The following is an 8,997-nucleotide window of genomic DNA, read 5'->3' as shown; positions in this document are numbered from 1 at the left end:
GGCTGGCGATCTGGATGCGGTGGCGGTCGAGGTGGGGACCGCGGGCACGCTGGCGCGGCGGGCCGAGCAGTATGCCGTGGATCGTGCCGCCTACATCGCCTGGGCCACCCAGCATGAAAACCGGCGGGGATGGCGGGCCGAACGGGGCCTGCTCTACCCTCGTCAACGCAGCCTGGGCTTCGCCGTTCCCGGTCAGAACCCCCCGTCCCGGGGGCGGCCACAGGCGGCTACGGCCGCCTGAACCCTGCCTCCGTACCACCGGCCTGTCCGCGATCTGACGAGTTCAGCTGACCGCAGCCAGCCGGGAAACCCTTGCGGCGCAAGCATTTCTTGCCCTGACGACCGGTTGGAGCGCACGCAGTCGAGAGGGCGACGGCGCCCACCGGGTCGGCCCGTCGCTCGGTATCGGTGGCCTTGTCTGTGCCGATGCTCCGGCACTATGCCGCCTGGAGGGTACGCGAGGCCGATTTCCGCGCTTTCCAACCCTCCGGCGCCCTGTCTCGGACGGTCATCCCGGCATAGACGGGGCATTAGCTCACGCGGAATGAAGGTACTAGTCGTCCCACCTGCAGCCCCCTTCCCCGTAGCAGCCCGCGGGATGTGGGCACCCTTGGCCTTGACAGTGCGGCTGCGGTCTCGGTGAGCCTGTTCTTCTGCTTGTACGGTCCATACCGAGCACAGGTCCACCTTCGATGCTTTGCCGTACTTTGCAGGAGAACCGGACCAGTGGCTGACTCTCACTTAAGAAAGGATCTTGATCGAACGCGCCGCGATGATCATGATGATGGATAGCTAGTCAACAGCGTTGACGATTTAACGTTCGAAAATCAGGCGGATATGGCTCGGTGTTGGCTAACTCTGCGTCGCTGTCGCGCACAGGGCTGCGAATCTGGTCTGGGATCTCGCGGGGGCGGGCTGGCTGTCACGCTCGATCCAGTCCGCGATGCGCGCGGCGTTCATGCCACAGGCGGCCAACTGGTGCTGGACCCTGGTCTTCCCCAGCCCGAGGTAGCGGCATCGCCGCACGCCGTAGGCGCGGGCCGCCTCGGACAGGGCACCCTCCACGCCCGCGCGATGGCTGTAGCGCTGCCTCCACTCCGGATCGTTCTGGTCGGTGCGGTTACGGCGCTGGATCTCGTAGAGCCGTCGGGAGGGGACGACGAGCTGACGGCCGGCACTGACGCTCCTGGTGCAGTCGGTACGAAACGGGCAGGCGTGGCAGTCGGCCGCGGCGAACTCGATCGCCGCACCGTCGCCGGCCATGTGGCCGCGGTGGTGCCAGGCGGCGCTGCGCCGGCCGGCCGGGCAGGTGGCCGTCCTCGCGTCCCAGTCGATGGCGAAGTCGTCGCGGGCGAACCCGCCTCCGGCCTTGGCCTGCCCCGACGAGTCGCGGGTCAGCGGCCCGACGATCTCGGTGCCGTCGTCGTCCGCGGCGGCGACGGCCTCCGCGGTGACGTACCCCTCGTCCAGGTACAGCTCGCCTGGCGCCAGGCCCCGCCGGGCGAACTCGTCGCGGATCGCGCCGAGCGCGCCGTGGTCGGTGGTCCTCGCCACGGTTGTCTCCGCCTGCACGATCAGGTGCGGGGCGTCGTCGTCGCAGGTCTCGCTGAGGTGGACCTTGTAGCCGCTCCAGGTGGTGTCGCGTTTCTGGCACCAGCGGGCCTGGGGATCCCGGGGGGAGTCGATGTGCACGGCTCCCTCGGTGATCCTGCCCTCGCGCAGCCGCCAGCGGCCCCGCCGCTCGCGGACGCACTGCTGCTCCCAGATCGCCCGCAGCGTCGCCACCGCCGGCAGGCCGGCCAGCCACGCGTTGTCCTGGTCAGCCTCGACCAGCTCCAGCAGGTCGGCGCCGTCCGCGGCGACCTGGTCGCCCCAGGCCGCGCGGGCCTGCTTGCCGGCCGGCAGCCGGGCCGAGTCAATCCGGCGGCCGCCGTAGCGCTCGGCCCATTCCGGGCTGATCCGGGGCGGTAGCCAGCCCGACGCGAGCGCGGCGAGCTGGTCGAGGGCGGCGCGGACCGTCTCGCCCACCATTTCCAGGCGGTTAAGCGTGCGGATCCGTGCCAGCACGTGGGTGGAGTCGGTGCGCATCCGGGCGCCGGCCTTGAGCAGCCCGGTGTCCCGGGCTCGGTCGAGCAGGGTGTCCAGCAGTGATGTCGCGCGTCTGTCGAGGGCGAGCCGGTCGCGGAACTCGGACAGCACGGAGAAGTCGAAGCCCGGATGCTCCGGGTCGAGACTCAGTGCGTATTTCCAGTCCAGCCGGGTGCGGACCGCGTCGGCGGCATCCCGGTCCGTGAGGTCCTCCATCGCCTGCAGGACGCAGACCAGCGCCAGCATGCCCGGGGGCAGCCCGGGTCGGCCCTCGGTGGCGAACCAGTCCGCGAAGTCGTCGTCGACGAAGACCGGTCCCAGGGCGTCGCGCAGCCTGGTCACCCGTGTCCCCTTCGGGCACGCCGCGCGGACCACCGCGGCGGTTCGGGCGGGTACCTGGGCGCGGTCTCGTCCGGTCATCGACATGGCACACCTCATGCAAGAAAACGTCACCTACAGGAAGCGACGCTATCAACACCATGAGTTAGCCAACAGAGTCCGGTACGTTCGCGTTATGACCAGCGCATCAAAAAATCGTCTTTTCTAATACGAAAATCATCAGAACCTTCAGCCGAGTGGCATCGTTATCATAAATTTTCCCACTTGCACGGCAACTCGGAGGGCCGGGGACTGCTGTTGACCGAGGCGGCAGCGGCCATCCCACCACTGCCTACAGCACGCTTGAGTTTGTTATCCGGCGGCTCGGCGCGCAGCGCTTGCCGTGTACCCACGCCGAACACGCCGGCAGGCCACCCGGCGATAGGATGCGCTGCTGATCCGGATGCCATCCGGCGTACTGTAGACGGTATGAGTCGGGTGGTTCACGTACCTTATACCGTCGAGCAGGACGAGACCGGCTGGTTCTGCGCGCACGCGCCCCTCCCAGGCGGCGGGGCGAACGGAGAGGGCCGGACCCGGGGCGAGGCGATCGAGGATCTGCGTACGGCGCTGGAAGGTTGGTTCGCCGAGTTCAGCGCACCGGACGAGCTGACGGTGACGGTCGGCGTGGCCTGATGCCGGCGGTCCCCGCGCTGCGCGGCGCTCAAGTGGTTAAGGCGCTGGAGAAGGCCGGCTTCGCCGTGGCGCGGATCCATGGCAGCCACCACATCATGAAGCATGAGGACGGGCGCAGGACGACTGTCCCGGTTCACGGGGGCCGTGATATCCGGCCCGGTACGCTGCGGTCGATTCTCCGGGATACGGGTCTTACCGTCGATGACCTGCATGGCCTGCTGTAAGCCACGATCACAGGTATGGTGCTGGGGTTTTTCGTACCCTAACCTGCTGATTAAGAGAAGAGGGCGGTTTGTCCACCAACGTCCGTGGACGTCCGCCATGTCGACATGACCTTGCGCTCGCCATCCGCCCGTGTTCGCGCTCGTCCATCAACGTCAGCCGGCTTGGGTACACCCTTGGGTGCAGTGACCACGCTCTCTCGTCCTCGCCGCGCTCCCGCGGCGTCTCAGAGAGCATCTCGTCCATTTTGTGATGGTTCAGTCGGATTTCTGGCGGCGGTGAGGCGGGGCAGAGTCGAACCGTCCCACGTCAGAGCCGCCTCAGGCGGTGCAGACGACGGCGCAGGTGAGTCGATGCCCCACCTCGCGTTCCCGAATCCTGGCAATTGCCGTGTACCGGACCCGACAAACTTCGCCTATCTGGACGAGATGCTCTCTCAGAACGACCGGCAATAGGGGTGTGGATCAAGGAGCGGGGTTGGGGTGCTGCATCACGCGGCGGAGGAGGGAGCCACCCTGGTGTTGGGCGTCGACCGACAACAACGCCGCGAGCTGTGTGACCCAGCCACGCCGACGCCACGTTCCCATTGCCGGTCGCTCTCAAGCAATCAGAGTTCCACCAACGGCCCAGGGACTTTGACCTCTGGGCGACACGCCAGAACCACGATCGCATCGCCTTTGGCCCGCCAGACGTTGGACGGACGCTCTCAGCGGGCCCCGCTCGTCGACCCGGTCGGCACGTCAACAGCCGCGGTGGACCCACCGGACGCCGACGGGCCGGCCACGTCCGCCAGCTGACGGAGTCCATTGACGATCCCACCGACGATGTCACCGAGCGCGAAACTGGAGATCATCGTGAGAACCGTGAGCCCGGCGGCCTGATCGGAGACGCGGCTCTTGGCCGCCTGTGTCGTCATGATGCGGGCGAAGCGCTGACCGGGCGAAACCAGCAGCAGAACGGCGGAGTCGCGCGTGGCGTCCACCAGGTTGGCCAATGCCCGCTCAGCGAAAAGATCGGCGTCACCGTCGACCGTACCCACCCGGACGGTGAACCGGATGCCGGTCTGGGCCTCCGCTGCCGCCTGGGCTCGGCCGAGCCGGTCAAGCTGGTCATGAGTGAACGCATCACCAGGTGCCACTGGCACCACCCGAGCCAGGGGCCGCCACGTGCGGACGCTCATCCTCGGCGACAGCGGGAGGAGCGCCGATCCACACCTCCGGGTGCGGCCACGGGCCTCCCGGACGGTAACGGGACGGGCCGCTGCCCCGGCTTGACAGCACCGTCAGGATGATCGCGACAGCGAACCCGACGGCGATCGTCCCACCGTAGACGATCCAGGCCTCGAGCGGCGTGAGCGGGTCGGGGCTGTAACTGTCTCCGATGTCCTGCGCGAACGCGGCACCGGAAAGCGCCGGGATCGTAAGGAAAGCGAGTGCCGCTACGGTAAGAGCACGGCGAGCGGTGTGCCGTAGACGTCGACGAGTCACGTTGCGAAGGTTACCGGGTGATTGACCCAAGGTCGTCCGAGAGGCCTTCCTCCCGCGGTGGCGTGGGCCCGTGCGCCCCCGGAGGGGCGAACCCACGCCTGTCCTTTCACCCGCTGTCGTCACCCGCTGTCGGCCTGGTCACGGACACAGGCGAGCAGCCGCGCAAGCCGCTGTACCTGTGGGTCCACCCGTAACCGCTCGATGGTTACGGGCCGGCCGTCAGCGTCGGTGGCCGCAAGCCGCCAGTTCGGATAGGAGTCCACCGTGCCGGGCAGGTTCGGCTGGCGCAGGTCACCGACGGCGTCGCCGGGTGCCGCCAGCACGATCCGCGACTGTGACCGGGCGAGCAGACCGTGTAGAGCGAAGGCGATCTCACGGGTCACCGCAAGGTCCGACGTGGCGCCGCCAGAGCCGCCAGAGCCGCCAGAGCCGCCGGTGCCGCCGGTGCCGCCGGCCAAGCCGGGGGCGGACGCCGCCGACGCGGCCAGGTCGAGCGTGGCAAGATCCGCAGCGAGCAGCCCCTCGCCCCGCAGCAACGCGATCAACGCGTCCCGTTCCCGCCGCCAGGCGGCGAGTTCAGCCTCCCGCGACTGTCGCAGCAGGCCGCGGTCGGCGCGTACCCGCACATGCTCGCCGGTAAGGTAGCCGGCGACGGTAGGAAGATCATGAGTGGTAACGCTCGCCATCGCCGGTTCCCGCCACCTGCGCGGCGCGAGCGGGTCACCATGCGCGTCGCGTTCGAACCACGCGACAGTCGACCCGAGCACACCGGCCCGGTCCAGCGTCGCCGCCACCGAGGATTCGACCGTGCCCAGGTCCTCACCGACGACGAGCGCACCGGCCCGGCTCGCTTCCAGCGCGATGAGCCCGAGCATGGCCTCGGCGTCATAGCGGACATATGTACCGGCCGAGGCCGGGTTACCAGCCGGGATCCACCACAGCCGGAACAGCCCCAGGACATGGTCAATCCGCAGGCCACCGCCTCGACGGAGCACAGCGGCAACCAGCTGCCGAAACGGCGCGTAGCCGGACTCGGCCAGCCGGTCGGGCCGCCACGGCGGCAGCTGCCAGTCCTGGCCCTGCTGGCTGAACCCATCCGGAGGCGCGCCGATGGTCGCGCCGGTCGCGAAGACGTCCTGGCAGGCCCAGACATCCGCACCACCGGGATCAACGCCAACAGCAAGATCGTGAACGATACCGATGGTCATCCCAGCATGACGGGCAGCAGTCTGCGCGGCCATGAGCTGGGCATCACAGCACCGTTGCAACCAGCGGTGGAAGGCGATCCGTGCCCGCAGTTCAATCCGGGCCTCGGCCACCGCGGACCCGGCCGGGTCGTGGAGGTCCGCCGGCCAGCGCCGCCAGTCCCGGCCGTGCCGTTCCGCAAGGGCGCACCAGGTGGCGAAGTCGATGAGACCCTCCTCGCCTGCCCGGTCGGTGTCCACCCAGGCGCTGTCCGAGTCGCTGTCCGGGTCCCTGCCCCGCTCGGCCGCGACGGTGAACAGCAGCTCCAGCGCGGCGCTCTTGGCCCGCCACACCGCGTCCCGGTCAAGCAGATCGGGATCAGCCTCCGTGCGGGCAGCGGCGGCGAGCTGATCGACCCGCGCCCGGGTAGCGGCGTCCGCCAGCTGATATTCAGGCAGGTCCTCGGGACGCAGATACAGCGCCGAGGCGAACCTCCGGCTGGTCGGGTAGTACGGGGACGGCTCGACCGGAACCGTCGGCGCGACCGCGTGCACCGGGTTGACCAGCACAACGTCGGCGCGCCGGCCGTCAGCCGACCCGGACCACTCGGCGATCGCGGCGAGGTCGCCGTAGTCGCCCATCCCCCAGGAAGCCGCCGACCGCAGCGCGTACAGCTGGATCATCCATCCCCAGCCGCGGGCGTGGGCCGCGCCCGCTGGAGCGGGAAGCGCGTCCGGCACGACGACGACCTTCGTCGCGATCAGGGTCGTGCCGACCGCGATCCGCAACAAATGATCACCGAATGGCAGCCCGGCGGGCAGGTTCAGCGGGAGGCCGAGCATGGCCACACCATCGACCGTGCGCCGTTCGACCGCCTCGCCCCAGTCCGTCAGCTGACGTTTCCCGCCGCCTTCAAGGGCCAGCTCGGCGCTGCGGACCGAGCCGGCTGGCACCCGTAGGACGACCGGTGTGGCCGCGGAGCGCCGCACCACCACACAGGCGGGCAACGGACGCCGCCACAGCGCGTCGCGCGCCTGGGCAAGGGCCGTCGCCGGATTCGCGACGTCGACGTTGAGCAGCCCGAGCACGGTCCGCACGACGTCCGGCGCGACGGTGACCTCCTGGCCGTCCGCGTCGATGTAACGGGTAGCGACGCCATGCGCCTCCGCCAGCTGGGCGAGCACCTCATCGACCGGGCCGAAGCCGATCGTGGAGCCCGCGGTGACAGGGCCCGCGGCGGCGGGACCAGCAGGGGCCGGCAGGGGACCAGCAGGGGCCGGCGCGGGACCGGGAGGAACGGAAGCGGGATCGTTCGCCGGGCCGTTCAGGGGGCCGCCGCCCGAGCTGACGGCGTGATCGGTGCTGTCAGAGGTCACGACCGGATCCTCTCGTCCACCAGGAGCGACGGTAAGCAGGCCGGGCTGGCGGCGATGCCAGTACGGAAGTCTCCTCCCGCAGCTGGGGAACGAGACTCGGCTCCCGCGGAACGGCCGCGCCCGGCTGGACCGCCGACGGCGCGCCTGCTGAGGATGGCCATGCCTCGTCCGGGGGAACCGGCAGCGACAGGCGCAGAAGCGCGCCGCCGGCCGGGCCTTCCTCAGCCCGCACCCAGCCGCCGTGCGCGGCGGCGGCATCCGCCACGATGGCCAGGCCAAGCCCGGACCCGGGCAGCCCACGCGCGGACGTCGCCCGGTAGAACCGGTTGAAGACCCGGGAGCGGTCCTCCGGCGCGATCCCCGGGCCCTCATCGGTGACGACAACCTCGCCGGGAGCCACGGTCACATGGACCCGCCCTTGTGCCGGGGAGAATTTCACCGCGTTGTCCAGCAGGTTCGTCACCGCCCGTTCCAGCATGTGCGGGCGTCCATCCACGGGCGACGGGACAGCGGTCACCACGATCTGCACGTCCTTGGCTTTGGCGCGCCTGCGCACCCGGTCGGCCGCGACATGGACGATCTCGGTCAGATCAGCGGGCTCGACGTCCTCGGCGGGCGCCTCATCACGGGCCAGCTCGACCAGTTCACTGACCAGTCCGCTCAGTTCCCGGATCTGCGCGTCCACGTCCCGCAGCAGGGCGTCCCGGTCGGCCGCGGGCAGTGCGCGCGCCGGATTGGCCTCGGCCCGCAGCAGTAGCTCGATGTTGGTCCGCAGACTGGTCAACGGGGTGCGCAGCTCGTGACTGGCATCGTCGACGAGCTCCCGCTGACGCGCGCGGGAGGCCTCCAGCGCCCGCAGCATGCTGTTGAGGCTGTTGGCCAACCGAGCTATTTCATCACTACCGGTCACTGGGATCAATGCGGAGAGGTCCTGCGTACGGGCGACCTCCTCAGCGGCCGCGGCGGCGGCATCCACCGGCTTGAGAGACGCGCGTGCGATCAGCCGACCGAGCAGCACCGATCCGGCCACGCCCACCACGCCCACACCCAGCAAAACCAGACCAAGATCGCGTAGTGTCTGATCGACGTCGGACATGTCCCGGGCCAGTTGCAGCGCGCCCAGGCCGACGCTGGGAATGCGGATGGGAACGGTGGCGACGCGATAGCGCCCCCCGCCGACAGTGACCGTGCGCAGTTGCTGGCTGACCACCCCGTGTGCCACGGCGATATCGGCGGAGTTGACCGGCAGCATCACCACCTGGTTGTCCGGCGCCGTCGGGGTGCCGTCGGTGCTGATGACCTGCGCGGGCAGGCCGAAGTTGAACACGATCAGCCCCTGGTCCCACTCGGGGCCCCACTCTTTCGGCTTGATCGTCTGAGCCGCCGTGTAGGCCTGTTGGATCAGCTGGTGGTCGATGGACCGACCGAGCACGATCCCGGTCGCGCCGAGTGCCACGCCTGCCACGACCGCTACCGTGGCGGTCACCGCAAGACCGATGAGCAACGCCATCCGGTTGCGCAACGGCAGATGCACAAGTGACAAACGAGGGTGGCGGGGCCGCGCTCTCATCCGGAGGCCCTCACAACGGGACCTGCTCCCGCCCGCCCTCGCCGGCTCTCCTAAG

General features: G+C 69.5%; 7 protein-coding genes and 1 pseudogene. 3 read left to right on the top strand and 5 right to left on the bottom strand.

Going from position 1 to position 8,997, the window contains the following annotated elements; all coding sequences use genetic code 11:
- A pseudogene (locus MJ783_RS14250) lies at positions 1 to 241 on the top strand (hypothetical protein); the annotation flags it as partial.
- 611 nt (positions 242 to 852) lie between these two features.
- Here the strand turns inward: MJ783_RS14250 and MJ783_RS14245 are convergent.
- Positions 853 to 2,508, bottom strand: coding sequence for an IS1182 family transposase (locus MJ783_RS14245; RefSeq protein WP_239310921.1), 1,656 nt, complete (start codon positions 2,506 to 2,508; stop codon positions 853 to 855).
- 387 nt (positions 2,509 to 2,895) lie between these two features.
- Between MJ783_RS14245 and MJ783_RS14240 the strand changes: the two genes are divergently transcribed.
- The gene (locus MJ783_RS14240; RefSeq protein WP_239310920.1) at positions 2,896 to 3,102 is read left to right on the top strand and encodes a type II toxin-antitoxin system HicB family antitoxin; all 207 of its coding nucleotides are present in this window, start codon (positions 2,896 to 2,898) and stop codon (positions 3,100 to 3,102) included.
- On the top strand, positions 3,102 to 3,326 hold the full coding sequence (locus MJ783_RS14235; protein ID WP_239310919.1) for a type II toxin-antitoxin system HicA family toxin: 225 nt from the start codon (positions 3,102 to 3,104) through the stop codon (positions 3,324 to 3,326). The genes MJ783_RS14240 and MJ783_RS14235 overlap by 1 nt, the downstream gene beginning before the upstream one ends.
- 704 nt (positions 3,327 to 4,030) lie before the next feature.
- Here the strand turns inward: MJ783_RS14235 and MJ783_RS14230 are convergent.
- From MJ783_RS14230 to MJ783_RS14215, 4 genes are all read right to left on the bottom strand, one after another.
- Entirely contained in the window at positions 4,031 to 4,462 is a 432-nt protein-coding gene (locus tag MJ783_RS14230) for a DUF5130 family protein (protein ID WP_239310918.1), read from the bottom strand.
- Entirely contained in the window at positions 4,449 to 4,811 is a 363-nt protein-coding gene (locus tag MJ783_RS14225) for a hypothetical protein (RefSeq protein WP_239310917.1), read from the bottom strand. Before MJ783_RS14225 ends, MJ783_RS14230 begins: the two co-directional genes overlap by 14 nt.
- A 119-nt stretch (positions 4,812 to 4,930) precedes the next feature.
- Complete coding sequence (gene malQ, locus MJ783_RS14220) at positions 4,931 to 7,372, bottom strand: 4-alpha-glucanotransferase (protein WP_370651627.1); 2,442 nt, start codon at positions 7,370 to 7,372, stop codon at positions 4,931 to 4,933.
- Positions 7,362 to 8,942: a HAMP domain-containing sensor histidine kinase gene (locus tag MJ783_RS14215; protein ID WP_239310916.1), complete on the bottom strand. Its 1,581-nt coding sequence runs from the start codon at positions 8,940 to 8,942 to the stop codon at positions 7,362 to 7,364. Before MJ783_RS14215 ends, malQ begins: the two co-directional genes overlap by 11 nt.
- Positions 8,943 to 8,997 lie beyond the last annotated feature (55 nt).

It is taken from the genome of Protofrankia sp. Cj3 (genome assembly GCF_917627355.1).
Taxonomy (GTDB): domain Bacteria; phylum Actinomycetota; class Actinomycetes; order Frankiales; family Frankiaceae; genus Protofrankia.
Note: the sequence above shows the minus strand (reverse complement) of the source record. Positions and strands in the feature narration are given on the sequence as shown.

Bases quoted from the DNA above. Each gene is read 5' to 3' on its own strand.
- MJ783_RS14245 (WP_239310921.1), bottom strand. From the start codon at position 2,508: ATGACCGGACGAGACCGCGCCCAGGTACCCGCCCGAACCGCCGCGGTG.
- MJ783_RS14215 (WP_239310916.1), bottom strand. From the start codon at position 8,942: ATGAGAGCGCGGCCCCGCCACCCTCGTTTGTCACTTGTGCATCTGCCG.
- MJ783_RS14240 (WP_239310920.1), top strand. From the start codon at position 2,896: ATGAGTCGGGTGGTTCACGTACCTTATACCGTCGAGCAGGACGAGACC.
- MJ783_RS14235 (WP_239310919.1), top strand. From the start codon at position 3,102: ATGCCGGCGGTCCCCGCGCTGCGCGGCGCTCAAGTGGTTAAGGCGCTG.